Raw genomic sequence first — 23,717 nt, 5'->3', positions numbered from 1 at the left:
TGTCCTCACCCGCCCCGCAACGCCCGCCGGCTGACATCCCCTCCCCCGACCCCTCCCGCCAAGCGGGAGGGGGGAGATTTAAAATGAAGATCCACCAGGAAATACAGGAACGCCACACCCTTGCGGTGCTGGTCGACAACGAACCGGGCATCCTCGCGCGCATCGCCGGACTGTTCTCGGGTCGCGGCTATAATATTGAAAGCCTGACCGTCACCGACGTGTCGGAGGACGAGAGCGTCAGCCGGATCACCATCGTCACCAGCGCATCGGCGCATGTGATGGAACAGATTATCGCCCAGCTCGACCGCTTGGTGCCCGTCCACAAGGTGACCGACCTCACCGCACTCGGCCCGCATGTCGAACGCGAGCTCGCGCTGCTCAAGGTCGTCGGCGTGGGCGATCACCGGATCGAGGCGCTGCGCCTGGCCGATGTCTATCGCGCGCGCGTCGTCGATGCGACCACCAGCAGCTTCGTGTTCGAAGTGACCGGCGGCAGCGAGAAGATCGACAAGTTCGTCGAATTGATGCGCGAAGTCGGCCTGATCGAGGTCGCGCGCACCGGGGTTGTGGCGATCTCACGCGGGAAAGAAGCCGCCTGAACCAGATTACAACCAAACCGTCACCCCAGCGAACGCTGGGGTCTCCCTCCGCAAGCGCGCGCTTGGGGGACAAGATCCCAGCTTTCGCTGGGATGACGACAATGAAAAAGGGACTGAACAACATGCGTGTCTATTATGATTCCGACGCCGACCTGAACCTGCTGACCGGCAAGAAGATCGCCATCCTCGGCTATGGTTCGCAGGGCCATGCGCATGCCCAGAACCTGCGCGATTCGGGCGTTACCGACGTCGCGATAGCGCTGCGCGAAGGCTCGGCGACCCGCGCCAAGGCCGAGGCCGTCGGCTTCAAGGTGCTGTCGAACCGCGAGGCCGCCGAATGGGCCGACCTCATCATGATGGTCGCCCCCGACGAGCATCAGGCGGCGATCTGGGACGCTGACCTCAAGGGCCATATGAAGCCCGGCGCGGCGATCGCCTTTGCGCATGGCCTCAACGTCCATTTCGGCCTGATCGAGCCGCCCAAGGACATCGACGTCATCATGATCGCGCCCAAGGGACCCGGCCACACCGTGCGCAGCGAATATGTCCGTGGCGGCGGCGTGCCCTGCCTGATCGCGGTCCACCAGGACGCGACCGGCAACGCGCACGACATCGCGCTTGCCTATGCCAGCGGCGTCGGCGGCGGGCGTTCGGGGATCATCGAGACCAATTTCCGCGAAGAATGCGAGACCGACCTGTTCGGCGAGCAGGCAGTGTTGTGCGGCGGCATCACCCATTTGATCCAGGCGGGGTTCGAAACGCTCACCGAAGCGGGCTATGCCCCCGAAATGGCCTATTTCGAGTGCCTGCATGAGACCAAGCTGATCGTCGACCTGCTGTATGAGGGCGGCATCGCCAATATGCGCTATTCGATCAGCAACACCGCCGAATATGGCGACATCACCACCGGCCCGCGGATCATCACCGACGAAACCAAGAAGGAGATGAAGCGCGTGCTCGACGACATCCAGTCGGGCCGCTTCGTCAAGAACTTCGTCCTCGACAACCGCGCCGGCCAGCCCGAGCTGAAGGCCGCACGCAAGCGTGCCGAGGCGCACCCGATCGAAAAGGTCGGCAGCGAATTGCGCGCGATGATGCCGTGGATCGGTGCGAACAAGCTGGTGGACAAGGAAAAGAACTGACCGGGTAAATACAGGCCCTCACCCTATCGGCGCTGCGCGCCTCTTCCCTCTCCCGCCTGCGGGAGAGGGAGGGAGCGGCGTAGCCGCGGAAGGGTGAGGGCCTGTCCGCACTTGAGCACCAACCCGGAAACGCTGCGTTCGCAACCCGGCGTTTGACTCCGCCGCGCGCAAACCCGACCTTCCCGTTCGCCATCAACGAACAGGGAACCCCTATCATGCGCACCAGCCTGACCGTCCTCGCCTTGCTTGCCGCGACCCCGCTGCTCGCCCAGTCGACCCCCGGCCTGCCCGGCCAGCAGGACGCCAGCCGCGTCACCGCGGGCACCTACACCGCCGATGCCGGCCATTCGCTGATCGGCTGGGAAGTCGACCATTTCGGCTTCAATCCGTATTTCGGGATCTTCGGTGACGTCGCGGGCACGCTGACGATCGACCCCAAGAACCTTTCGGCCGCCAAGGTCGACGTCACCATCCCGGTGTCGAAGGTCGTGACCGCCAGCGCCGGCCTGACCGCGCATCTGACGCGTGCGGGCAAGGACGGCGGCAAGCCCGACTTCTTCGGCCCCGGCGCAACCGACGCGCGCTTCGTCTCGACCTCGGTGATGGCCAAGGGCAACGAGGCGCAGATCATGGGCAATCTGACGCTCAACGGCATCACCAAGCCGGTGACGATCGACGCCGAATTCGTCGGTGCGGGCGCGAACCCGATGAACAAGAAGCTGACCGTCGGTTTCGAGGGCGACACCACGATCAAGCGCAGCGACTTCGGCATCATGGGCGCGCTGCCCGTCGTATCCGACGAAGTCGAACTCGACATCACGATCGCGTTCGAAAAGAACTGATGCCGTCGCCGCGTCGCCGCTCAGGCGACGCGGCGAAGCTCGACGAAGCTTTCGAAGGTCGCGCGGACATTGGGCGAAGCGTGCTGCGTCAGCAGCTGCACCCGCCGGACGAAGCTGTTCGCATCGGCGCCGGTCGATCGGTGCGCCATCTCCCAATCACCGAACTCGCGCGCCTCGATCTCGCGCCGCGATAGGACCACAATCGCCCAATGCCGGGGATCGGCCTTGATGCGCTCGAACGCCGCCTCGACGCAATCGGCCGGCCCCTCGATCGCCTGCAGGAACCGAAGCCCGTCCGAATAGAGCAGCCCGGTAATGCCGTCGCGCGCGTTGTTGCGCTGCGACGCCAGCAGGATGTCACGGAGCGCCGCCGCCGGATCGGTGCCGCGCGCGCTGCTGATATAGACAAGCTGTAGCATTTGAATTCGCCCCGGCGGGTTGACGGCAAAGGGTTAGCTTAGAATGGGTTAACGAAAAGCCTCAGCGATCGTTCGCAAACCCGCTGGACGCAGCCGCGCCGGCGGGGCATAGCGGTCGTCATGACCCGGGCACCGATCGCATCGCTTCGACTTACGCGCCCTTAAGGCGCGACGCGACGATCCTGCGCGCCCCTTAAGGGTGACTTTCGAACCATCGACCTTCCCGCCGGGCGCTCGCGAAGCCCCGAGCATGAGCGTTCAGAAAGGCCAGCGATGCTGCGCGATCCATCGACCAAATACCGCCCCTTCCCCGCCATCGACCTGCCCGACCGGCAATGGCCGTCGCGCAGCATCACCCAGCCGCCGCGCTGGCTGTCGACCGACATGCGCGACGGCAACCAGGCGCTCATCGATCCGATGGATGCCGAAAAGAAGAACCGCTTCTTCGACCTGCTGGTGTCGGTAGGCCTGAAGGAGATCGAGGTCGGCTTCCCGAGCGCCGGCGCGACCGAGTTCGACTTCATCTCGGGACTGGTGCGCTCGGGCCGCGTGCCCGACGACGTGACGGTGCAGGTGCTGACGCAATCGCGCCGCGACCTGATCGAGAAGAGCTTCGAAAGCCTCGAGGGCGCGCACCGCGCCATCGTCCATCTCTACAACGCGGTGTCACCGGCATGGCGGCGGATCGTGTTCGGTATGGGCCGCGACGAAGTGCGCGACATTGCGGTGACCGGCGCCAAGATCCTGCGCGACGAGGCCGCCAAGCGCCCCGCCACCGACTGGCATTTCGAATATAGCCCCGAGACCTTCTCGACCGCCGAGCTCGATTTCTCGCTCGAGGTATGCACCGCGGTGATGGAGGTGCTGCGCCCCACCCCCGATCACCCGCTGATCCTCAACCTGCCCGCGACGGTCGAGGCGTCGAGCCCCAATATCTATGCCGACCAGATCGAATATTTCTGCCGCAACGTGCCCAACCGCGACAGCGTGGTCATCAGCCTGCACCCGCATAACGACCGCGGCACCGGCGTCGCCGCGGCCGAGCTCGGGCTGATGGCGGGCGCCGACCGGATCGAGGGCTGCCTGTTCGGCAATGGCGAGCGCACCGGCAATGTCGACCTCGTCACGCTGGCACTAAATATGTACACGCAAGGGATCGACCCCAGGCTCGACTTTTCGGATATCGACCGGGTGATCGGCACCGTCGAATATTGCAACGCGCTGCCGGTGCATCCGCGCCACCCTTATGCCGGCGAACTGGTGTTCACCGCCTTTTCGGGCAGCCACCAGGACGCGATCAAGAAGGGCTTCGCCGCGCAGGAAGCGCGCAACGACGAGATCTGGGAGGTCCCCTATCTGCCGATCGACCCCGCCGATCTGGGCCGCAGCTACGAAGCCGTCATCCGGGTGAATTCGCAGAGCGGCAAGGGCGGCGTCGCCTGGGTGCTCGAACAGGACAAGGGGCTCAAGCTGCCCAAGCGGCTCCAGGCCGATTTCAGCCGCCACGTCCAGGCGATGGCCGACGAAACCAGCCGCGAGCTCAACGCCGGCGACATCTGGCACACCTTCAACCGGGTATATCGCCTCGACCCCGCGCAATATTTCACGCTCGAAGCCTATGAGGAAACCCGCGCCCCCAATGGCGACCGGATCTTCGCGGGCCATGTCGGGATCGGCGGCGTGACCCGATCGGTGAGCGGGCGCGGCAATGGCTTGATCTCGAGCGTGCTGGCGGCGCTGCGCGACGGCTGCGGGATCACGCTCGACGTCGCCGACTATAGCGAACACGCGATCGGCCACGGATCCGACGCGCGCGCGGCGGCCTATGTCGAATGCGTCGACGCCGATGGGCGGACCTTGTGGGGGGTAGGCATCGACGAGGACGTCGCCACCGCGAGCGTGCGCGCGGTGCTGTCGGCAGCGAACGCGGCCCGCGGCAAGGCGTAACCCATCTTCTTCTCTGAAGCCCTCTCCCGCCTGCGGGAGAGGGTTGGGTGAGGGCCTTCTACTTCTTCAACCGATCGCGAGGAAGAACAACCCTCACCGACTACGACCAGGCCGCGCAAGTGCGCGACCAAGTCTGCGTTGCCCCTCCGCAAGCGGGAGAGGGCAAAACCATCACATTCCCATCAGCGACAACACTTCCTTGCGGCTGCGTTCGTCGTCGCGGAACACCCCCATCATCCGGCTGGTGACCATCGACACCCCCGGCGTCCGCACCCCGCGCGCGGTCATGCACGCGTGGCTCGCCTCGATCACCACCGCGACGCCGCGCGGCTTGAGGTGCGTCCAGATGCAATCGGCCACCTCGGCGGTCAGCCGCTCCTGCACCTGCAGCCGCCGCGCAAAGGCGTGGAGCACGCGCGCGAGCTTGGAAATGCCCACGACATGGTTTTGCGGCAGATAGGCGATGTGCGCCTTGCCGATGATCGGCGCCATGTGATGCTCGCAATGCGACTGGAACGGCACGTCGCGCAGCAGCACGATCTCGTCATAGCCGCCGACTTCCTCAAAAATCCGCGACAGATGATGCCCCGGATCATCGCCATAGCCGCTGCAATATTCCTTCCACGCGCGCGCGACGCGCTTGGGGGTGTCGCGCAGCCCTTCGCGCGTGGGATCGTCGCCGGTCCAGCGGATCAGCGTGCGGATCGCCTCGGCCACGTCCTCGGGCACATCCAGCTTGGGCGGGGAAGCAACCAGGTCGCCATTGCCCTTGGTGGCTTCGTCTTCGATAGTCATCATCCCTCCCCATAAGCCCGGCCGCACCGCACCAGCAACCCGGCGACCCGGCGACCCGGCAACATTGCCTGCGCCCGTCGCGCCGGCCATTACGCTTCCGTCTGGCGCGAGAAGTGGCATCGTCGATCGGCGATACAAGCACATATGGCGTGACCTAGCCCAAAGCCCATTGGTGCCCGCCCCCCACCCCGCGGCGCGCCGGACACGGTTCGACGCAAGATTTGCGCTGTGGCTGTTTCGTCACACGCCATGTTCTTGCAACCACGCGCGATCGCGCTACGCTATTTGTTGCTTGATCTTCGGCCGTAAGGCTAGGAGACACTGAATGTTGAAGCATGGCGCGCTGTTGCGTGATGCCGGTACTGGGGGGCGTATGGCCAAGGAAACGACTGCAAAGACTGCTGCCAAGGGCGGCCTCGCCAAGCCGGTGACGCCGTCGCCCGAACTCGCCGAGATCGTCGGCAAGGCGGATCTGCCGCGCAGCGAAGTCGTCAGCAAGATGTGGGAATACATCAAGAAGCACGACTTGCAGAATCCCAACGACAAGCGCGAAATCCTCGCCGATGAAAAGATCGAGAAGATCTTCGGCAAGAAGCAGGCGAGCATGTTCGAGATGAACAAGCTGCTGAGCGCGCATCTGAAGTAAGCATATCCGGCGGCCGGGGCACCATGTTCCGGCCGCTGGCATAGCTGGTTTTTCCAGACCCTCGTTCCCAGGCGGCAGCGGGAAGCGTATCGCGAGCGCCATGACCCGCCTGACCGTCAACAACCAGCCCGTGCAATATCGGCTCGACCCGGCAACGCCGTTGCTGTTCGCCTTGCGCGACGCGTCGAACCTGACCGGCACCAAATTCGGCTGTGGCACCGGCGAATGCGGCGCCTGCACCGTCGATATCGATGGCCAGGCGGTGCGATCCTGCCGCATCACCCTCGCCGCGGTCGAGGGCACCTTCGTCACCACGATCGAGGGGCTGTCGCGCGATCGCGGGCATCCGGTGCAACAGGCGTTCCTCGCCTCGAACCTCTCGCAATGCGGCTTTTGCATCCCCGGCATGGTGATGACCGCCGCCGCGCTGATCCGCGCCAATCGCGACCCGTCCGACGACGATATCCGCGCCGCGATGACCAATTTATGCCGCTGCGGGGTGTACCCCAGGCTGCTCGAGGCGGTGCGCCGCGCCGCGCGGATCGCGCGCGGCGACGAAAATGTGGTGCCCCCGGCCTCGCCCGACATCGATGCCGTCGACGCCGCGCGCGCGGTGCCGGCGCTCGCGCCCCCCGCCCCGCCCCAAAGCTGACAGACTCCTTTCATCTCAATTCAGCCACCGCTCATCCGCCGAATGGCAGAAGCAACTTGTCGAGCCAGCCGGTTGGGCGCGCGCCGACGGAGGATTGCGTGATGATGAACAAGTGGATGGGTGCATTGCTCGCAGCGACCGCGCTGATCCCGGCAACCGCGATGGCGCAGGACGGCACTCGCCGCGAAGCACGCCAGCAGCAGCGCGCCGAGCGGCAGGCGATGCGCGCGCAGCCGCAGCGCGAGGCAGCGGCCGCACCGGCGCGCGCGCAGCGCCAGGGCGGCGGCGATCGCCAGGCGGTTCGCGCAGAACGCCAGGCGCAGCGGCTGGCGAACCCCCAGCAGCGCGAGCAATTCGTTCGCCAGCGGCAGGCGATCCAGGAACAGCGCCAGGTCGTGCGCCCCAATCGCACCGTCAACGGCCAGCCGATGCGCCCAGAACTGCGCCCCCAGGGCCAGGTCGCACCGCGCCAGGCGTTCCGCGCCGAACGCCGCGATGATCGCGGCGATTTCCGCAACGAACGCCGCCAGGATCGCAACGCGCTGCAATCGGGCGCGGTGAACCAGCGCCAGTTTCGCGCCGACCGCCGCGACGACCGGCAGGATTTCCGCCGCGATCGTGCCGATGACCGGCGCGACTTCCGGCAGGATCAGGGTCGGTTCGACAATCGGCTGAACCAGCAGCGCCAGTTCCTCGGCAACAACCGCGGCAATGGCTGGGCCGGCGACAATTGGCGCGGCAATAACTGGAACGGCAACCGCAGCTTCCTGGGCAACAACGGCGGCTGGAACCGCGGCTGGCGCAACGACAATCGCTATGACTGGCGCGGTTATCGCCAGATCAACCGCAACGCCTTCCGCCTGCCTCGCTATTACGCGCCGCAAGGCTATGGCTTCGGCTATCAGCGGTTCGGCATCGGCGCGACGATCGGCTCGATCCTGTTCGCGCAGGATTATTGGATCAACGATCCCTGGTCGTACCGCCTGCCGCCGATCGACGGACCGTTTCGCTGGGTGCGCTATTACAACGACGCGCTGCTGGTCGATCTCGAGACCGGCCAAGTGGTCGATATGGAATATGACATCTTCTGGTGAACCTTCACCGAGGAATGCGAGCGGGGGGCTCGGTGCATCGGCACCGGGTCCCCTTGCTTTTCGAGCGCCGCGCGGCGACTTGGGAGCCATGGCAACGCAAGTGAAGAAGCCCGGCACGCCCTCGGCGGTCCGGCAGGCGATCGGATCCGCCACCGCGGCGACGCTCGAGGCGAACCCCGCAATCAAGCGGCTCGCGACCGACGCGGCGCAGGTCTATTTCCACCGCGATTTCCTCACCAACGCCGAATGCGCGACGCTGATCGCGATGATCGACGAAGGCCGCCGCCCCTCGACCTTGCTATCGCGCACCGAGGACCGCAATTTCCGCACCAGCGACAGCTGCGACATGGATCGCTATTCGCCGATCATCCAACCGATCGACGAGCGCGTCGCCGCCTTGCTCGGCATCCAGCCCGAACATGGCGAGACGATGCAGGGCCAGCGCTACGCCCCCGGCCAGCAATTCCGCGCGCACCATGACTATTTCCACGAGGGCGAGCATTATTGGCCCAAGATGCAGCAGGCGGGCGGCCAGCGCACCTGGACCGCGATGTGCTATCTCAACGAGGTCGAGGAAGGCGGCGCGACCTGGTTCCCGCAGGCCGGCATCCGCGTGCCGCCGCGCAAGCGCATGCTGCTGATCTGGAACAACATGAACCCCGACGGCAGCCCCAATGAACATACGCTCCACGAGGGCATGGCGGTGGTGCGCGGCACCAAGTACATCTTCACCAAATGGTTTCGCGAGCAGCCCTGGCTGCAGGGCTGACCGGGCGATGCAGCCACAGCCGTTCGTTCTGAGTAGGGACTGAGCGAAGGCGAAGGCCCGTATCGAAGGAGCTCGCCGCAACGAGACCTTCCCAGCCCGCCGCCAAGCCCGCTTTCCGCTGGCCCCCTCCCCCGCCGCTTGGTACCCCGCGCTCCATGTCACCGGTCTGTAACGTCACCGCCTCGATCCTCGGCCAACCCTGGCGCTGGCGGGGGCTGGCCAGCGATACTTTGGGCGGCGGCTTCGTGCCCGACGATCTGGTGACCGGGCTGTTGCTGTCGCGCGGCTGCCCGCGCGAGGCGCTCGAACTGCACCGCAACCCGTCGATCCGCGGCTTCATGCCCGATCCCTCGATCTTCCGCGACATGGACCGCGCCGCCGATCGCCTTGCCGATGCGGTGCAGGCGGGCGAGCAGGTCGCGATCTTCGGCGATTACGATGTCGATGGCGCCACTTCGGCGGCGCTGATGGTGCTGGTGCTGCGCGAGCTGGGCATCGAGGCGCGGCCCTATATCCCCGATCGGCTGATGGAGGGCTATGGCCCCTCGGGCGCGGCGTTGGTGCGGCTGGCGCGCGAGGGCGCGTCGCTGATCGTCACCGTCGATTGCGGCGCGCAGGCGTTCGAGGCGCTCGACATGGCGCGCGACGCCGGGGTCGAGGTGATCGTGGTCGATCATCACAAATGCTCGACCGCCTTGCCCTTCGCACACGCGCTGGTGAACCCCAACCGGATGGACGAGGACGAAGGCGCGGCGCACGGCCATCTGGCGGCGGTGGGGGTCGCATTCCTGCTCGGCGCGGCGCTGATCCGCACCTTGCGCGCGCGCGGCTTCTTCGCCGGGCGCGACGAGCCCAAATTGCTTGAGCTGCTCGACATCGTCGCGCTCGGCACCGTCGCCGACGTCGCGGCGCTGCGCGGCCTCAACCGCGCCTTCGTCGCGCAAGGGCTCAAGGTGATGGCCAAGCGCCGCAACATCGGCCTTGCCGCGCTGATCGAAGCGTCGCGGCTCACGCGCGACCCGACCTGCACCGATCTCGGCTTCGCGCTCGGGCCGCGGATCAACGCCGGCGGGCGCGTCGGCCGTGCCGATCTGGGCGTCCGCCTGCTCACCACCCGCGACCCCGCCGAAGCGCGCGCGATCGCCGAGGAACTCGACCGGCTGAACGAAGAACGCCGGATGATCGAGGCGGCGGTCCAGGAAGGCGCCGAACTGCTCGCCGAACGCCAGGCCAATCGCGCGGTGATCGTCGTCGCCGCCCCCGGCTGGCACGCCGGGGTGATCGGCATCGTTGCCGGACGGCTCAAGGAATCGCTCGGCCGCCCCGCGATCGTCATCGCGCTCGACGAACACGGCGTCGGCAAGGGTTCGGGCCGCTCGATCCCAGGCGTCGACCTCGGCGGTGCGGTGCTCGCAGCCAAGGAAGCCGGGCTGCTCGCGGCGGGCGGTGGCCATGCGATGGCGGCCGGGCTGACGGTGGCCGAGGGCGATATCGACGCCTTCTCCGCCTTCCTCGACGAACGGCTGTCGGCCGCGGTCACCCGCTCGATCGCCGATCGCGCTTTGCTGGTCGATGCCGTGCTCGCGCCCGGCGGCATCCATCCCGGTCTGGTCGACGCGCTCGAAGCCGGCGGCCCCTATGGCATGGGCTGGCCGAGCCCGCGAATCGCCGCCGGCCCGGTGCGCGTGATCAAGGCCGATCGGGTCGGCAACGGCCATGTTCGCGCAATCGTCGCGGGCGACGACGGTCGCAGCCTCAAGGCGGTCGCCTTCCGCCAGGCCGACACCGCGCTCGGCGCCGCGTTGCTCGGCTGCCCGCCGCATCGCCGGCTGTGGCTGGCCGGCCGCGCCAAGCGCGACGACTGGGGCGCAAGGCCCGCCGCCGAGCTGCATATCGACGACGCCGCCTGGGTAGAATGAAATACCGCCAAACAGCCCCTTGACCACCACCCCCACCATCGCCTAGTCCGCCCCCTCGCTGACGGCCCCTTCGTCTAGCGGTTAGGACGCGGCCCTTTCACGGCTGAAGCACGGGTTCGATTCCCGTAGGGGTCACCAAAACACTATCCCAGAACTACCGACAACGTTCCATAATCGGCTGTTTTCTGCGGTTTTTTGTGGTATAACCATCCCAGTCGGATCGGCGGAATACCACTCCATACCAGTAATCTGATGGTATCCTTGATGGCACTGAGCCGGTCGCTTGGGTGGAGATACCATCATGGCGTTGTCGGTTGTGGCAATCAAAGCAGCCAAGGGTCGCCAGAAGGCGTACAAGCTTAGCGATAGCGACGGACTTTACCTGCTCGTAGCACCGTCCGGCGCTCGCTGCTGGCGGATGAATTATCGGCATTCAGGCAAGCAGAAGACCCTGGCCTTCGGCGTGTGGCCAGATACCGGGCTAGCCGAGGCTCGCGCAGCGCGCGACGCGGCGCGCAAGGTGTTAGCTCAAGGCGATGATCCATCTGAACGAATCAAGCTCGATCGGATCGCCGCCACCGTAGCGGCGTCCAGCAGCTTCAAAGCCGTGGCCGACGAATGGCTGCTCAAAGTCGAGAAAGAGGGCCGCTCGCCGGTCACGATGAAAAAGCTGCGCTGGCTGCTGAGTTTCATCATCGCAACCATTGGGCAGCGCCCTGTCGCCTCGATCTCGGCGCACGCGTTGCTCATCATGCTGCGCAAGATGGAGGCAAAAGGCCGGTACGAAACGGCAAAGCGCCTCCGCAGCACCTGTTCGCAAATTTTCCGCTATGCCATCGCTACGGCGCGGGCCGAGCGCGATGTCGCGGCCGACCTTCGGGGCGCGTTGATCGTACCCAAACACGTCCATCGCCCCGCGATCGCCGTCCGAAGCAGGCGCGTTGCTCCGTGCCATTGAAGCGCTGGAAGACCATCCGACGACCGGCGTCGCGCTTCGCTTCCTGCCGCACGTGTTTGTTCGGCTTGGAGAGCTTCGTTCTGCCGAATGGGCGGATCTCGATTTTGACAAGGCGGTTTGGACGATCCCGTCACACAAAACCAAGATGCGGCGAGCACACTCAGTCCCGCTCTCTCGTCAGGCACTTCAAATCCTCGAATCGATCAAGCACGACGCCGAGCACAGCTCGTATCTTTTCCCGTCGCTACGATCGGTGGAACGGCCGATGTCAGAGAACACCATCAACGCGGCGCTTCGTAGAATGGGCTATGCGCAGGACCAAATGACCGGCCATGGTTTCCGCGCCCTGGCAGCGACGCTGCCGAATGAGATGGGGCTGTGGCATGCGGACGCGATCGAGCGCCAACTTGCCCATCGCGACAACAATGCCATGCGCCGAGCCCATAGCCGCGGAGAATATTGGGAAGAGCGTGTGCGCATGATGCAGCATTGGTCAGATCATCTCGAATTTCTGCGCGACGGAGCCAAGGTCCTCGATGGAAAGTTCGGGAAGGCGAAGAGCCGATAGCACCGGCCAAAAATGGCCGCTTGCTGCGGGATCGCTTTCCCGCCCAGCAACGGCCAGTCAGCTTTCAAGAGCGTCGCGACGATTACCCGCGCCCGAACGGCGGTAGGTGGTGGGAAGATGACTGTCCGCTATTGAACCGCTACACCACATAAATGGACATGCCATCAGCCTCCGACGCGTCGACGTTAGAGTTCTATCAGACGAACGCGCCTTCATATATTGGTGCCCGCCCCGACGAGGTTTCGCCTGACCTTCTGGCCTTCCTCCCTCACGTTCCTGCGGGCGCTAGGATTTTGGAGCTTGGTTGCGGGGGCGGTAGCGATGCTTTGGCAATGGAACGGCTTGGCTATCGTGTTGACGCGACCGATGGTGTTGCGGCCATGGCGGCCATTGCCAACGAACGTTTGTCACACGGGGCGCGAACGATGCGTTTCGATCAACTCAATGCCACGGCCGAGTACGACGCGGTCGTCGCGTGTGCATCACTGCTGCATGTCCCGGCGAAGGAATTGCCAGTTGTCCTTCGCCGAATTCACGAGGCGCTTACGGCTGAAGGCTGGCATTTTGCTAGCTTCAAAACCGGTGGTTCGCCTGGATGGGATCAGCATGGGCGCTACTATAATTATCCGGACGAAGACGATATGGAAGCGGCGTATCGATCCGCGGGACATTGGGCCAGGCTGGCTTTCGAAACCTATGACGGGGTCGGATACTTCAGTGAGCCGGCTCGATGGCTGACCGTGACCGCACAAAAGTCGGGGTAACGAACGACAACTTCCGTCGTTTGTTACGGTCCTGTGGGACGACCGCAACTGGGCGAAAACCGCTTGGCCGCTTCCAGGCCGAAAGGACCCATTTGCGGTCACTAAAGCTCGGTTGGCCACGCCCCGAAACCGGTCATTCGTTCATATGCTTTCCAGCTGGAATTGGGCCGCCAGCTGACCTGCAGCTTTTGGCTGAAGTTTGCTCGACGCTGCCGCCTTGACGCCCCCCGGGGCTCCAGCCCACGCCTCCGACTGATCGAAGAGCCGAATGATGTAAAGGAAACTTGTGTAAAGCCTCCTTGTCATCAACGGCGACTTGGTCTATGGAAAAGAGGCTTTCCATAAGCGGGATACTGAAATGCACGCTGAGCTTCGTCGCGAAATCGTCCGCGCATTGCTGATCCAGCTCGGCTGGACGACGGCCTTCGTCATCACGCTGAGCCTCTCGATCGGTATCGTTTTCAACATGCCGCGACTCGGCGGGTGGCGCACCGCGATCATCCTGCTGCCGTTGTTCCCCGCGCTGGGAATCCTTCGCTTCGCGCTCCGCCAGTTTCGCAAGAGCGACGAGATGCAGCGCCGCAGCCAGATGGAAGCGGTGGTCTGGGCGTTCGGTGCGTCGCTGGTCCTGATGATCGGCTATACATTGCTCGAAGTCATCGGCTGGCCGCGGCTGCCGATGTGGGTGCCGCTGGTGGTCACGCAGTCGGCTTGGATCGCTGCGATCTGGGTACAACTGCTGAGGTTTCGGTGAGGAATCTGCTCAAGGAATTGCGCGCCGAGCGCGGCTGGTCGCAGGTTGACCTCGCCGAGCGTCTCAAAGTCTCGCGCCAGACGGTGAACGCGATCGAAAACGGCCGGTACGACCCCAGCCTACCGCTCGCTTTCGACATCGCCGAACTCTTCGGAAGGCCGATCGAGGCATTGTTCTTCAAGGATTGAGCAACTCTCAAGGGGACGAATGATGGCATATGCAAAGCGCCACCTGGCGCTGACGGTGACGCTCGCTCTGGTGACCCCGGGCTTCGCTGCACCCCAGTCCGCCGATCCCGAGCGGCTGGCGATCGAAGCGCGCGAAGCAGCGGTGTTCCCCACCGCGACGCGAACAATAGGAGGCGGTAAAGGGGTGGTCTCCGGCAGCGCATCGCCGATCGCGGTTGAGGCAGGCGCGAACGTTCTGCGCGAGGGCGGGACCGCCGCCGATGCTGCGGTCACCACGGCATTCGCGCAGGTCACGGCGATGCTCGGCGCCAATGTCTCGTTCGCGGGGGTCGCCCAGCTAGTCTATTACGAAGCGCGCAACGGGCGGGTCTATGCGATGGACGCGGGCTGGGGCAGCTGGCGCGGCGAGACGTCGCGGGCGACCATCCCGGATGCCGATTTGAGCCTGGTGACCGGCATGGCGCCGCCCGCCAACGCCTCCGGGGCGCTCGGACGAAAGATGCTGGTGCCGGGCTTCATGGGCGGCATGGAGGCGATGCACCGCCGCTTCGGCAAGCTGCGGTTCGCGCGGCTGCTAGCACCTTCGATCTGGTATGCCGAGAATGGCGTGCCGGTCACGCCGCTGCTTGCTGGCTATTTCAGCATCGCCACCGCGCCGCTCCGGAAGACCGAGTCCGGCCGAGCCTTCGCGCTACCCGGCGGCGCCAGCCCCATAGTCGGCAGTCGCTTCGTCCAGCCCGAGCTTGCGGCCCTGCTGAAGTCGCTCGCGAAGGACGGTGCCCGTTACATGTACAGCGGCGCCTGGGCGCAGCGTTATGTCGAGACGGTGCGCGGCGCAGGCGGCGCGGCGACCCTGGCCGAGATGCGCGCCTACGCTCCAAGCTGGGGCGAGCCCCTCCTTTACAGTTCGGCGGGCGCCACCCTCGCCGGACCAGCGGCGACCAACACCAGCGGCTGCGCCGTGCTGGAAGCGCTCAACCTGATCGACCATTCCGGAAGCGCGAGGGAGGGCGGCGAGGCGTTCCGCACGACTGCGCTGGCGCTGCGCACTGCGATCTACGGACATCATGGCCCCGCCGCCGCGGCGTTCGAAAAGCGTGTAGGCGTAGGCGGGACCTGCGCCGCCCGCGTGACCCCGGAATATGGCGCCGCTGCCGCGCTCGCGATGGAGGAGATGCTCGGTGCCGACGTGCCGACCGACCCCGGCCACCACAGCGCATCGGTAGTCGCGGTCGATCGCTGGGGCAATGTCGCGGCGCTGGTCCATTCGAGCAACACCGCCGTCTGGGGTGATTCGGGGCTGGTGCTCGGCGGCGTGCCGCTGCCGGTCCCCGCGAGCATCTATCGCCACCTGCTCACCGCCATCGCGCCCGGCGCGCGCCTGCCAAGCGACATGACACCGATGATCCTTCTCGAACGCGGGAAGCCGGTCGCCGCAGTTGCTGCTATCGGATCTTCGGTTGTGCCCGAGACGCTGCGGCTCGTGAGCGGTCTGCGCCGCGCGGATGCCGACCTGCCTGCGCTCGCCGCTGCTCCGCCGCTGCTCCTCAACTACGAACAGCTCGGCGTGCCGCTGCTCGCCCGCGACGAGCTGGTCCCGGCTGGGCGTTACCCCGTCGACATGCTCGAGGCGCTGCGCAAGCGCGGGTTACCGATTCGCGAGGTTGATGCCCAGCGCGTGCTGTACGTCCGCGGAACCGCCGCCTTCGTGGCCCTTCGCGGTAGCACAGCCAGCGCCGAAGTGCCGGGCGTTCTCGTTTTCGCCGCCGCAGAATGAATCAATGGTTTCGTCGGCCTTCGGGCCGCTTATCGCCGTCATTCTGACCGGATTGGTGGCAGGCCACAACAGGTCGCGCAGCTTAAGTATGCGGCAGCATGAAGCTAAGGGAGCGTCTGCTGTGGGGTATGCCCTAGGGGCGCCAATATGGCTGGATATTGGGGCGCAAATCCGAACGGCGGCTACTCGGCATCATGACCCAGTTCCCGACATTGGCACAGCCAAGCGGTATGCCCGACACCGGACGCTTGTTCAGGTGCTGCAATCGGGATTGTCCGTGGGATCACTTCCAGCTCCGCCAAGGTGAGCGACGACCGGTACGCTCATGAAGTCCCATGCGCTTACCGGTCGTCGCCGTCCGCGCGTGCCTCAGGCGACCGCGGCCGCCTTAGGTGCCACCGCCGCCTCATGCTCAGCCGCGAGTGTTGCATCGAGCGCGTCGATTTTCCGCACCGCGGCTCGTGCGCCAATTCGATCCGCATAGGCGGCGAACACTGGCCGCGGCGGCACGATCCCGAACATCATCGTCCAGCGCAGCGACCCGCCCCACAGAATGTCGGCGGCGGTGAACGCGTCCCCGAGCAGGTATGGGCCCTCAGCGAGCTGCGCCTCCAAAATGTCCAGCATCGTGTCGAAGTCGCGGTAGATCGACTGGCCGGCAGGTGGCGTGTGCTGCAGAAATCTATCCACCACCGCAGGCTCGAAGCACCCGGCGTAGAAGGCGAGCCAACGAAGATAGGCACCCCGCCGTGGATCGCCGAGCGCGGGTGCGAGCCCGGCCTCGGGAAAGCGGTCGGCGAGGTGGATGACAATGGCGACCTGCTCGGTCACCAGTACCCCGCAGTCGAGAATTGCGGGCACTTTGCCCATAGGATTGATAGCAAGATAGTCAGGCCGACGCTGGTCGCCCGCCTTCATGTTGAGGACCTTTAGCTCGTAGGGTGCCCCCAGCTCCTCTAGCAACGCGAGCGTCGCGGACGAGCGAGTCTGCGGGGAATGAAATAAGGTGATGGTGCGGTCTTCGGTCATGAACAGCTCTCCTGATCGATCTTCCCGCAGCGTGAGTCGCAACGGGTGAAGCCGCTATGCGCGCCCTTACCTGTCATCTTGTGTCAGGTTGCCTTATGCTAATGCGATGCGAGCAAGCCGACTCCTCTCGATCCTGACCACCCTGCAGGCGAAGGGCCGCGTCACGGCGCAGGCGCTGGCCGACGAGTGTGAGGTGTCGCTGCGCACCATTTACCGCGACGTCGACGCGCTGAGTGCGGCGGGCATTCCGGTCTATAGCGAACGCGGGAACACCGGCGGCTACCGCCTGCTCGACGGTTATCGCACGCGGCTGAACGGCCTGTCGTCGGCCGAGGCCGAGGCTTTGTTCCTCGCCGGCCTGACGCGGCAGACCGCCGATCTCGGGCTGAGCGGTGTGGCAGCGACAGCGCGGACCAAATTGCTGGCGGCGATGCCCGCCGAGGTGCGCGCCGGCGCGGATCGGATGCGCTCGCGCTTCCACCTCGACGCCCCGGCCTGGTTTGGCGAGGGCGAGAGCCTCGACCACCTGCCCACCGTCGCCGATGCGGTCTGGCGCGAACGCCCGCTGCGCATCCGCTACCGTAGCTGGACGGGGGAGCGGGACCGCCGCGTCGAACCACTCGGCATCGTGCTCAAGGGCGGGGCTTGGTATCTCGTCGGCCAAGTCGAGGCGAGCGTGCGCACCTACCGCATCTCGCGCATTCTCAGCCTTGAGGTACTCGACGAGCGGTTTGCGCGGCCCGACCCGTTCGACCTTGAAGTCCACTGGACCGAGAGCGTCCAACGGCTCGATGCCGAACTGCACCCGCACAAGGCCACGGTCCGCCTCTCCCCGCGCGGCATTCGGATGATGGACTCGATCCTGCCCGCCTATGTGAGAGCCAGGGCGGTGATAGATGCGCCCGACGCGGACGGCTGGCGGACCGCGACGATGCCCGCCGCGACGCCAGAGCACGCCGTTGTCGAGCTTCTGCGCTTCGGCACCGAGATCGAGATCCTCGGGCCACTGGAGTTGCGCGTCCACATGGTCGCGACGGTCGGTCGGCTCGCGGAGACATATCGCGAGCTGGAAGGTCGGCCCGTCTCAACCCCGCTGACCTCGTGAACGCACCGGCTGCCCACGAACGTCATCGAAGAACGTGACCACGCCTTAGATTACTTTTTCAACCCTTAGCGAGATGCTAGGCGGCGTGGACAAATTTGAGCCAGTATCTGGCGGCGGCGATGTGGACCATGCTGAGGAAGCTTTCGGAGAGTTGGTCATATCGGGTTGCGATGGCGCGGTTGGTTTTCAGGCGACCGAAGAAGCGCTCGATGTGGTTTCGCTCTCTGTAGAGCCCCCGGTCATGGTCGATCTTGATACGGCGGTTCGAACGGCCCGGGATGACCGCCTGGATGTTGCGGCGTGCAAGGTCAGCGCGGATGGCGTCGGCGTCATACCCTTTGTCGGCTAGCAGCGCCTTGGGCACCTGCTCGGGCAGGGCGATCAGCGTATCATAGGCCTTGCAATCGGCCGCTTCGCCAACCGTCAGGTGGAAGGCGAGCGGTCTTCCTCGGGCATCTGCCAGACAGTGAAGTTTACTGGTAAACCCGCCCCGCGAGCGGCCAAGAGCGCGTCGATGAGCCCCCCTTTTCCGCCCGCTGCCGAGACGTGAGCGCGAACAGTGGTGCTGTCGATGCTATAGTGGCCGCTGTCGGCCATCATCTCCGCCAGCGTGACCGATACGGCCTCCCACACCCCGGCCTCGCTCCAGCGCCGAAACCGCCGGTAAATCGTGTTCCAGTTGCCATATTTGGGCGGCACATCGCGCCAAGGCGTGCCGCACCGTAGCCGCCAGAGGATGCCGTTAATGATCGAACGGTTCTCTTCGGGCGGCCGCCCAGGCCCCCGGTTTGCCGCATCAATCGGCAGCAAACCCTTCAAAACACGCCACTCAGCTTCGCTCAGATCGCCCCGGCTCAACCCCGCCTCCAAAAGGAAGCCTTGAATCAACCACCAAGTTTCGCGTCAAACAATTTGTCCACGCCGCCTAGCCGATCGAGCTCGGCGTCGAGGCCTGCGCGATCGAGCGCGAGCGCGTGCCGCAGGATATGTTCGCGAGCCATCGCGGGTCGGCATCGATCGCGCTTTCGGCGGGAACGAAGGGCCGCAACACGCCGCGCGCGGGCGCCGGGCATAGTTCGAGGTCGCGCTGCACGCGATCGAGATCTGGGCCTATGCGGTGCTACGCCGCGGCGGGCGCTGTGGGGCCGGTCGAGGGGGCAATGTAGTTCGGATACGGCGGCGGCTGGCGGCGGGAGCAGGCGGCAGGGTCGATACCCCAGCCCTGGTCACGCATCATTTCCGGCTCGACGATATCAAGACCGCCGACGACCTGTTTGCGCACCAGCGCGAGGGGTGCGCAAGGTGGCGATCCGCCCCTGACGTGCTTAGCGCCGCGTCGCGGGCAATGTCACTTTCACCCCGTCGGCCACCTTGTCGCCGGGGTGAAGGACCACCCGATCCCCCGGCGCGAGCCCGCCCAACACCTGCGCTACCTCGGCATTCATCCGCCCGATCGTGACCGGCACCGCGCGCGCGACTCCCTGGCTGATCCGAAACACCTGCCATGCGTCGCCGCTGCGGAACAGCGCGCCGATCGGCAGCAGCACCGCGTCGCGCGCTTGCCAGGTCGCGATCCGCACCGTTGCCCGAAAGCCATGGCCAAGGCTTGCCCATGCGGTCCGCGGCTCGACGAAGTCGATGACCACGTTGACCCGCTGCTCCTCGACGCCGAGCGCCGAAATCTTGAGGAAGCCATAGGGTTCGACCAGCCGGACGCGCCCCTTCAACCGCCGCTCACCGCCCCAATCCTCGATCGACACTGCCGCACCGGGTTTGACCTGCACCGCGTCGGCCGACAGCAGATCGGTCACCATTTCGAGCCGCGCCGGGTCGCCCACCGCGACCAGCGGAGTCCCCGCGAGCACCACCCGCACGCTTTCCTGCGGGACCGTCAGCACCGTGCCCGATACCGGCGAGCGGATATCAACGACGCCGCGCGCGATCGCCCCGGTGCCCGGCGCGATCAGCCCCGCACGCGCCGCATTGACGCTCTCGCGTGCCGCGGTCGCTGCCCGCCGCGCCGCCTGCACCGCCGCACCGGCACGGTCGCGCGCCGCGCGCGCGGCATCGAGCGCAGCGGGAGCGGCGAACCCGCGCGCACGTAAAATGGTGGTGCGCGCAAGCTGGCGCTCCGCAAGGTCCTGCGCCGCCGATGCGTCCTCGACCTGCGCGCGCGCCGCCGCGGCCTGCGCCTCAAGCGCGCGGACATTGGCAGCGATCTGCGCCAGTGCCCGCGCGTCGAGTGCGCCGGGCTCGGCGGGGCGGAGTTGTGCGAGCACCGTTTGGCCCGCGATCACCTGCGCGCCGGGCTTGAGCGGCACGCGCAGCAGCTCGCCCCCGATCGGCGCCGAGACGGTGTAGAGATCACGCACGCGGGTCTCGGCCAGATCGTCGATCGTGACGGTGATCGGGCCGCGCGTGATGCGTGCCGCCTCGATCTCGACCGCGGGGGTGCGCGTCGCGACGAACAGCGCGGCGCCGAGCACCAGCGCGATCAGCACGATGACGATCCTCGGGCCAGTCACGATCTTGCGGTGCATGGTCATTCCCTGGTCTTGAGCGCGCGGATCAGGTCGAGCCGATCGACGCGGTAGCGGATGAGGAACGCGGTGCCCGTCGCCGCTGCGGCGACCACCAGCACGCCGCGCGCGGGAATGCGCGGATCGATGAAGAAGGGGATGGTGAACAGCTCGGTACTGAATTCGCCGATCAGATAGTGCCAGAGCTCGATCCCGGCCCAAATACCTAGCGGCAGCGCGAGCATCACCAGCAGCGCCTGTTCGCCCAGCAGGATGAACGCGACCTCGCGCCGGCGGAAGCCGAGCACGCGCAGCGACGCGAGATCGCGCGCGCGTTCGGACAGGCTGATCCGCGCGCTGTTATAGACCACCCCGACCACCACCAGCATCGCCAGCCCAACATAGAAATAGGTCTGGATCGCAAAATTCTGCTCGACCGTTTCGGTCATCGTGCGCAGCAAGGCGCTACGGGTAGTGACCCCGGCGACCATCGGACTGGCATTGAGGCGCGCATAGACCCCCGCCAGCGCCGCGGTATCGATCCTGAGATACGCCCCCGACAGCGTGTCGCCTTCGCGCATCAGCCGGTTGAGCTGCGCGCGATCGAGGCTGGCGGCGCTGCCGAACGGGCTGTCGAGCACCGCGGCGACCGACAGCCGCAGCGCGGGACGCTCACCCTCGGTCACCGCGGCCTCGATCGTGTCGCCCACCCCGACCCCCAGCTGGCGCGCGATCCGCCCCTCGAGCAGCGCGCCGGCGGGCGGCGGCGCCGAGGCCTGCCCCTCGATATCGATCACCCGCGACAGGTCGCCCGCAGGCTCGATCCCCGACAGCGCCTCCCGCACCTCATGGTGCCCCGAGCGAAGCCGCGCGCCCACGGTGCGGAACGGCTGCACCTGGAGGACGCCGGGTATCCGCTCGAGCTCGTACAGCGCGCGCGAATCGCGCGGCTCGGCAAAGGTGACGACCAGATCCGAGCGATCGGCAGCACCGAACCCCAGATCGATCATCCGCCCGATGCTGGCGGTCGGGCTGGCAGTGGCGACATAGAGCATCGTCGCTGCGGCCAGCCCCAGCACGGTGAGTATCGAGCGCAGCGGTCGGCGCAGCAGGCCGCGCGCGACGATTCGGCTGGGCTCATCGGGGCCGAGCGCGCCGGCCAGCCAGCTCACCAAGCGGCTCGAATAATCGGGCGGTGCCTCGGGACGCATCGCATCGGCGGGCGAGAGCCGCGCCGAGCGCCACACCGCGGTCGTCGCCCCCAGCATCACCGGGATTAACGTCGCAGCGACCGCCAGCAGATAGGCTTCGGGGCCGATGCGGAATTCGAGGAACGGGAAGGTGAAAAAGCGCTGGTAGATCCCCGCCATCCCGCGCCCCAGCCATGCCCCCAGCCCGATCCCCAGCGCCAGCCCGCCAAGCGACAACAGGATCGCCAGCTGGACATAATGCAGCATGATCGCGCGTACTGGGAAGCCGAAGGCCTTGAGCAGGCCGATCACTTCGCGTTCGGTGTCGACCAGCCGCGCGAGCACGATGTTAAGGAGGAAGGCCGCGACGAGCAGGAAGATAGGCGGCAGCAAGGCCGCCATCGTCGTCAGCTGGTCGATCTCGCTGGCGACGAACCGGTCGGACACCTGCTGCTCGCGCGAATAGGCGCCGCTGCCGCCATAAGGGGCGAGCAACAGATCGAGCCGGCGCTCGACCTCGGCCACCCCCTCGCCCGGCGCGAGGCGAACGAGGACGTCGTTGAAGGCCTGATTGAGGTCGAGCGTGGCGGCGAGCGGCTCGCGCCCGAGCCACAAGATCGCCGAGCGGCGATTGTCAGGGAATATCTGGCCCGGGGTCAACGCATAGACATATTCGGGCGAAAGCACCGAACCGACCAGCCGGAGCTCGACCTGCTTGCCGTGGAGCACCGCGATGATCGGGTCGCCGAGTACCAGCCCCGCGGCCTGCACGAAGGCTTCGTTGGCGACGACCTCCTGCGATCGGCGCGGATCGGGCAACCGCCCGTCGCGCAGCACCAGCCGATTGAGCGCCGAGGCGCGCGCTGGCGGCAGCGAATGCACGCGCGCCGTCACCGGTTCGACCACCTGCGCAACCTTGAGCGTCGCGCGGGTACTGATCCGGCTGTCGGCGGCAGCGACGCCGGGGAGCAGGCGAACCCTGGCCATCAGCGTTTCGGGCCCGCGCACCAGCGGCGCGAAGACATTGGCGAAACGATAGCGATCATAATAGGCATCGCGCGTCGCCTCGAGCGAGCCGATCAGTCCGACCGCCATCACCATCGTGCCGACCCCCGCCGCGATCACCAGCGCGATCGCCACCGCCTGCCCGCGCAGCCGCCAAAGATCGCGCAGCAGCTTGACGTTCAGCGTCGATCCAGCGCCGGTCACCAGATCAGCCCCATCGGTGAGGCGCGCACCGCATTGTGCCGGCGGCCGGTGATCCGGCCATCGCCGAACAACAGCACCTCGTCGGCGATATCGGCGATCACCGCATTATGGGTGATGACAAAAACGGTGGTTCCGAGCTCACGATTGACCTGGTCGAGCGCGGCGAGGACGCGGGTGCCGGTCTGGCTGTCGAGCGCGCCGGTGGGTTCGTCGCACAACAATACTTCGGGGCGCTTGGCGATCGCGCGCGCGATCGCGACTCGCTGTTGCTCGCCGCCCGACAATTGCGCGGGAAAATGATCGAGCCGCGCCTCGAGCCCGACCATCGCGAGCGCCGCGGCCGGGTCCATCGGATTGTCCGATATTTCGGTGATCAGCGACACATTTTCGCGCGCGGTGAGCGACGCCACCAGATTATAGAATTGGAAAACGAAGCCGACGCTGCGCCGGCGATATTCGGTCAGCGCGTCGTCATCGAACTGGGTGACGTCGCGGCCGTGGAACCAGGCATGGCCCGCGCTCGCATGATCGAGTCCACCCAGGATATTGAGCAGGGTCGACTTGCCCGATCCAGAGGGCCCAAGCAGCACGATCATCGCGCCTGCGGCGGCATCGAGATCGACGCCGCGCAGCGCATAGACCGCATTCGAACCCTCGCCATAGGTCTTGGTCAGCGCTTCGACGCGATACACCAGCGGGCGCTCGGGAGCTGGATCGTCTGGCGGCGCTTTCGGTGCCACGCTTGCTTCCCTTGTTCGCCCTTGCCCCGGTGGCATCAACTTAGCGGGGTCGTAGCGGGCGCGGGATTGGTAGCTTTCCCTATGCGCGCAGG

The 23,717-nt window shown here is 66.2% G+C and carries 20 protein-coding genes, 1 tRNA gene and 2 pseudogenes; 16 read left to right on the top strand and 7 right to left on the bottom strand.

What is annotated here, in order from left to right; all coding sequences use genetic code 11:
• Positions 1 to 83: 83 nt before the first annotated feature.
• The 3 genes from ilvN (at position 84) to OKW76_RS00975 (ending at position 2,583) form a co-directional block, all read left to right on the top strand.
• Positions 84 to 599: an acetolactate synthase small subunit gene (gene ilvN / locus OKW76_RS00985; protein WP_265550351.1), complete on the top strand. Its 516-nt coding sequence runs from the start codon at positions 84 to 86 to the stop codon at positions 597 to 599.
• A gap of 122 nt (positions 600 to 721) precedes the next feature.
• A complete protein-coding gene (gene ilvC / locus OKW76_RS00980; RefSeq protein ID WP_265553068.1) occupies positions 722 to 1,741 on the top strand; it encodes a ketol-acid reductoisomerase in 1,020 nt (339 codons plus the stop codon).
• A gap of 215 nt (positions 1,742 to 1,956) precedes the next feature.
• Positions 1,957 to 2,583, top strand: a complete 627-nt coding sequence (locus OKW76_RS00975) for a YceI family protein (protein WP_265550349.1) — start codon at positions 1,957 to 1,959, stop codon at positions 2,581 to 2,583.
• A 20-nt stretch (positions 2,584 to 2,603) separates the two neighbouring features.
• On the opposite strand, the gene OKW76_RS00970 is transcribed toward OKW76_RS00975, so the two are convergent.
• Entirely contained in the window at positions 2,604 to 3,002 is a 399-nt protein-coding gene (locus OKW76_RS00970) for a BLUF domain-containing protein (RefSeq protein ID WP_265550347.1), read from the bottom strand.
• A gap of 273 nt (positions 3,003 to 3,275) precedes the next feature.
• On the opposite strand from OKW76_RS00970, the gene leuA reads away from it, so the two are divergent.
• Positions 3,276 to 4,949: a 2-isopropylmalate synthase gene (gene leuA, locus OKW76_RS00965; protein WP_265550345.1), complete on the top strand. Its 1,674-nt coding sequence runs from the start codon at positions 3,276 to 3,278 to the stop codon at positions 4,947 to 4,949.
• Between the two features lie 171 nt (positions 4,950 to 5,120).
• Here the strand turns inward: leuA and folE are convergent, their stop codons facing one another.
• Positions 5,121 to 5,744 (bottom strand): GTP cyclohydrolase I FolE, encoded by a 624-nt coding sequence (gene folE, locus OKW76_RS00960; RefSeq protein WP_265553066.1) that lies wholly within the window; start codon positions 5,742 to 5,744, stop codon positions 5,121 to 5,123.
• Between the two features lie 325 nt (positions 5,745 to 6,069).
• Here folE and OKW76_RS00955 point away from each other — a divergent pair, with 325 nt between their 5' ends.
• The 11 genes and pseudogenes from OKW76_RS00955 (at position 6,070) to OKW76_RS00905 (ending at position 15,833) form a co-directional block, all read left to right on the top strand.
• Positions 6,070 to 6,390, top strand: coding sequence for an SWIB/MDM2 domain-containing protein (locus tag OKW76_RS00955; RefSeq protein WP_416221831.1), 321 nt, complete (start codon positions 6,070 to 6,072; stop codon positions 6,388 to 6,390).
• 100 nt (positions 6,391 to 6,490) lie between these two features.
• The gene (locus OKW76_RS00950) at positions 6,491 to 7,042 is read left to right on the top strand and encodes a (2Fe-2S)-binding protein (RefSeq protein ID WP_265550343.1); all 552 of its coding nucleotides are present in this window, start codon (positions 6,491 to 6,493) and stop codon (positions 7,040 to 7,042) included.
• 101 nt (positions 7,043 to 7,143) lie between these two features.
• Positions 7,144 to 8,136 (top strand): RcnB family protein, encoded by a 993-nt coding sequence (locus OKW76_RS00945; protein WP_265553063.1) that lies wholly within the window; start codon positions 7,144 to 7,146, stop codon positions 8,134 to 8,136.
• Positions 8,137 to 8,224: 88 nt separating this feature from the next.
• The gene (locus OKW76_RS00940; protein WP_265550341.1) at positions 8,225 to 8,905 is read left to right on the top strand and encodes a prolyl hydroxylase family protein; all 681 of its coding nucleotides are present in this window, start codon (positions 8,225 to 8,227) and stop codon (positions 8,903 to 8,905) included.
• Between the two features lie 155 nt (positions 8,906 to 9,060).
• Entirely contained in the window at positions 9,061 to 10,824 is a 1,764-nt protein-coding gene (gene recJ, locus OKW76_RS00935; protein ID WP_265550339.1) for a single-stranded-DNA-specific exonuclease RecJ, read from the top strand.
• Positions 10,825 to 10,887: 63 nt separating this feature from the next.
• Positions 10,888 to 10,962 (top strand) — tRNA-Glu (locus OKW76_RS00930).
• A gap of 163 nt (positions 10,963 to 11,125) precedes the next feature.
• Positions 11,126 to 12,350 (top strand): annotated as a pseudogene (locus OKW76_RS00925) (tyrosine-type recombinase/integrase).
• A 152-nt stretch (positions 12,351 to 12,502) separates the two neighbouring features.
• Positions 12,503 to 13,114 (top strand): class I SAM-dependent methyltransferase, encoded by a 612-nt coding sequence (locus OKW76_RS00920; RefSeq protein ID WP_265550337.1) that lies wholly within the window; start codon positions 12,503 to 12,505, stop codon positions 13,112 to 13,114.
• Positions 13,115 to 13,472: 358 nt separating this feature from the next.
• On the top strand, positions 13,473 to 13,868 hold the full coding sequence (locus OKW76_RS00915; protein ID WP_265550335.1) for a hypothetical protein: 396 nt from the start codon (positions 13,473 to 13,475) through the stop codon (positions 13,866 to 13,868).
• Entirely contained in the window at positions 13,865 to 14,056 is a 192-nt protein-coding gene (locus tag OKW76_RS00910; protein ID WP_265550333.1) for a helix-turn-helix transcriptional regulator, read from the top strand. Before OKW76_RS00915 ends, OKW76_RS00910 begins: the two co-directional genes overlap by 4 nt.
• Before the next feature lie 19 nt (positions 14,057 to 14,075).
• On the top strand, positions 14,076 to 15,833 hold the full coding sequence (locus tag OKW76_RS00905) for a gamma-glutamyltransferase (protein WP_265550331.1): 1,758 nt from the start codon (positions 14,076 to 14,078) through the stop codon (positions 15,831 to 15,833).
• Between the two features lie 369 nt (positions 15,834 to 16,202).
• Here the strand turns inward: OKW76_RS00905 and OKW76_RS00900 are convergent, their stop codons facing one another.
• Entirely contained in the window at positions 16,203 to 16,862 is a 660-nt protein-coding gene (locus OKW76_RS00900; protein WP_265550329.1) for a glutathione S-transferase family protein, read from the bottom strand.
• Between the two features lie 106 nt (positions 16,863 to 16,968).
• Here OKW76_RS00900 and OKW76_RS00895 point away from each other — a divergent pair, with 106 nt between their 5' ends.
• Positions 16,969 to 17,967 carry a helix-turn-helix transcriptional regulator gene (locus OKW76_RS00895; protein ID WP_265550327.1) on the top strand — a complete coding sequence of 333 codons (999 nt, stop codon included), beginning with the start codon at positions 16,969 to 16,971 and terminating at the stop codon, positions 17,965 to 17,967.
• Positions 17,968 to 18,043: 76 nt separating this feature from the next.
• Here OKW76_RS00895 and OKW76_RS00890 read toward each other — a convergent pair.
• From OKW76_RS00890 to OKW76_RS00875, 4 genes and pseudogenes are all read right to left on the bottom strand, one after another.
• Positions 18,044 to 18,777 (bottom strand): annotated as a pseudogene (locus tag OKW76_RS00890) (IS5 family transposase).
• 515 nt (positions 18,778 to 19,292) lie between these two features.
• Entirely contained in the window at positions 19,293 to 20,507 is a 1,215-nt protein-coding gene (locus OKW76_RS00885; RefSeq protein WP_265550325.1) for an efflux RND transporter periplasmic adaptor subunit, read from the bottom strand.
• Between the two features lie 2 nt (positions 20,508 to 20,509).
• Positions 20,510 to 22,885, bottom strand: coding sequence for an ABC transporter permease (locus OKW76_RS00880; RefSeq protein ID WP_265550323.1), 2,376 nt, complete (start codon positions 22,883 to 22,885; stop codon positions 20,510 to 20,512).
• Positions 22,882 to 23,625, bottom strand: coding sequence for an ABC transporter ATP-binding protein (locus tag OKW76_RS00875; protein WP_265550321.1), 744 nt, complete (start codon positions 23,623 to 23,625; stop codon positions 22,882 to 22,884). Before OKW76_RS00875 ends, OKW76_RS00880 begins: the two co-directional genes overlap by 4 nt.
• Between the last annotated feature and the right edge of the window lie 92 nt (positions 23,626 to 23,717).

Source organism: Sphingomonas sp. S1-29, assembly GCF_026167545.1.
Taxonomy (GTDB): Bacteria; Pseudomonadota; Alphaproteobacteria; order Sphingomonadales; family Sphingomonadaceae; genus Sphingomonas.
Note: the sequence above shows the minus strand (reverse complement) of the source record. Positions and strands in the feature narration are given on the sequence as shown.

What these genes read in the sequence shown, in the direction of transcription:
- OKW76_RS00955 (WP_416221831.1), top strand. Translation starts at nt 6,070, where the DNA reads ATGTTGAAGCATGGCGCGCTGTTGCGTGATGCCGGTACTGGGGGGCGT.
- OKW76_RS00885 (WP_265550325.1), bottom strand. Translation starts at nt 20,507, where the DNA reads ATGCACCGCAAGATCGTGACTGGCCCGAGGATCGTCATCGTGCTGATC.
- OKW76_RS00895 (WP_265550327.1), top strand. Translation starts at nt 16,969, where the DNA reads ATGCGAGCAAGCCGACTCCTCTCGATCCTGACCACCCTGCAGGCGAAG.
- OKW76_RS00970 (WP_265550347.1), bottom strand. Translation starts at nt 3,002, where the DNA reads ATGCTACAGCTTGTCTATATCAGCAGCGCGCGCGGCACCGATCCGGCG.
- OKW76_RS00975 (WP_265550349.1), top strand. Translation starts at nt 1,957, where the DNA reads ATGCGCACCAGCCTGACCGTCCTCGCCTTGCTTGCCGCGACCCCGCTG.
- OKW76_RS00900 (WP_265550329.1), bottom strand. Translation starts at nt 16,862, where the DNA reads ATGACCGAAGACCGCACCATCACCTTATTTCATTCCCCGCAGACTCGC.
- OKW76_RS00905 (WP_265550331.1), top strand. Translation starts at nt 14,076, where the DNA reads ATGATGGCATATGCAAAGCGCCACCTGGCGCTGACGGTGACGCTCGCT.
- OKW76_RS00940 (WP_265550341.1), top strand. Translation starts at nt 8,225, where the DNA reads ATGGCAACGCAAGTGAAGAAGCCCGGCACGCCCTCGGCGGTCCGGCAG.
- recJ (WP_265550339.1), top strand. Translation starts at nt 9,061, where the DNA reads ATGTCACCGGTCTGTAACGTCACCGCCTCGATCCTCGGCCAACCCTGG.
- folE (WP_265553066.1), bottom strand. Translation starts at nt 5,744, where the DNA reads ATGACTATCGAAGACGAAGCCACCAAGGGCAATGGCGACCTGGTTGCT.
- leuA (WP_265550345.1), top strand. Translation starts at nt 3,276, where the DNA reads ATGCTGCGCGATCCATCGACCAAATACCGCCCCTTCCCCGCCATCGAC.
- OKW76_RS00915 (WP_265550335.1), top strand. Translation starts at nt 13,473, where the DNA reads ATGCACGCTGAGCTTCGTCGCGAAATCGTCCGCGCATTGCTGATCCAG.
- OKW76_RS00950 (WP_265550343.1), top strand. Translation starts at nt 6,491, where the DNA reads ATGACCCGCCTGACCGTCAACAACCAGCCCGTGCAATATCGGCTCGAC.
- OKW76_RS00920 (WP_265550337.1), top strand. Translation starts at nt 12,503, where the DNA reads ATGGACATGCCATCAGCCTCCGACGCGTCGACGTTAGAGTTCTATCAG.
- OKW76_RS00945 (WP_265553063.1), top strand. Translation starts at nt 7,144, where the DNA reads ATGATGAACAAGTGGATGGGTGCATTGCTCGCAGCGACCGCGCTGATC.
- ilvC (WP_265553068.1), top strand. Translation starts at nt 722, where the DNA reads ATGCGTGTCTATTATGATTCCGACGCCGACCTGAACCTGCTGACCGGC.
- ilvN (WP_265550351.1), top strand. Translation starts at nt 84, where the DNA reads ATGAAGATCCACCAGGAAATACAGGAACGCCACACCCTTGCGGTGCTG.